This is a genomic window from Peribacillus butanolivorans, from assembly GCF_001273755.1.
GTDB lineage: Bacteria > Bacillota > Bacilli > Bacillales > DSM-1321 > Peribacillus > Peribacillus butanolivorans.
Genome location: NZ_LGYA01000001.1, coordinates 443,388 through 444,357, shown reverse-complemented (window position 1 = coordinate 444,357; position 970 = coordinate 443,388). Strand labels below are relative to the sequence as shown.

Annotated in this window: 1 protein-coding gene; it reads right to left on the bottom strand. The window is 36.6% G+C overall.

The genetic code is table 11. The features are described 5' to 3' along the window. Nucleotides 1-207: 207 nt before the first annotated feature. Nucleotides 208-477 carry a YesK family protein gene (locus tag AKG34_RS02220; protein ID WP_053344583.1) on the bottom strand — a complete coding sequence of 90 codons (270 nt, stop codon included), beginning with the start codon at nucleotides 475-477 and terminating at the stop codon, nucleotides 208-210. Between the last annotated feature and the right edge of the window lie 493 nt (nucleotides 478-970).

The window sequence follows — 970 nt, the reverse complement described above, 5'->3', positions numbered from 1 at the left end:
CAGACCGGAGGTTTGCCGCTTGCTTCCTTCAGATTCCACGTCACCGTGGACACCCTTGCATTAAGCTAACCACTACTACTGCCTTCATGGTTCGGGACTTTCACCCTATAGATTGCACCCATGCCGGGCGCACGAAAAAGCTGCCTTAAAGACAGCTCTTATTCTTCAGCTAACGCACCTGTTAGTTCAAGAAATAATAAGCTCTTTTTATCGTGCCTTTGATGGCTTTTTTGCCATAATGAGCGATAAAATTGCAAAACAAATTAAAAAGACAGAGAGAATCCCATAAGCCGCCCCTTCAAATCCCCTTATGTTTACGTAGCCAATGTAAAATAGAATAATAGCAGCTATAACTGTTAAGACTCCAGGTACAATTCGCACAAATAGGGGAAGGTTTATTTTTTTAAACCACCACGTAACTAACAATATAATTACTCCAATCACAAAAGCTACAAGAAATGGTACAAAAATCATCATTTGCCTCACCACCTTTTCATTATTGAATTATTGAATTAATGAAAAATAATAATAGTTCTTTAAATCGCTATAATCTAAACTTTAGCACAATCACTAATAGGTTGGGTTATGTTCCCATTTTATTATTGAACAATCCTGTTCCGTAAGAAAAAGATTGCCACAGCAACCTCCCTAATTGAAGTAAAGCACCCTTTAGTTTGAGTATAATATCTCACAATCTTGCTTTCTTGGATAAATTACTAATACTTAATGTTTGATATATATAAAAAGGGAACACCTGCTAACCATGAACTGCACCCCAATTGTTAGACAATATCTAACAATTGGAGGTGCAGTTTTTTTGACTAAATATACGATAGACGAAAAATCACATGCAGTTTTAGAGTACTTAGAAGGAAAAAAATCCTATAAATCCATTGCACAAGAAAGAAATGTAGGTTTATCCCCTCTGAAAAGATGGGTCGCTCGCTATCTAAAACATGGGATGGAAGGA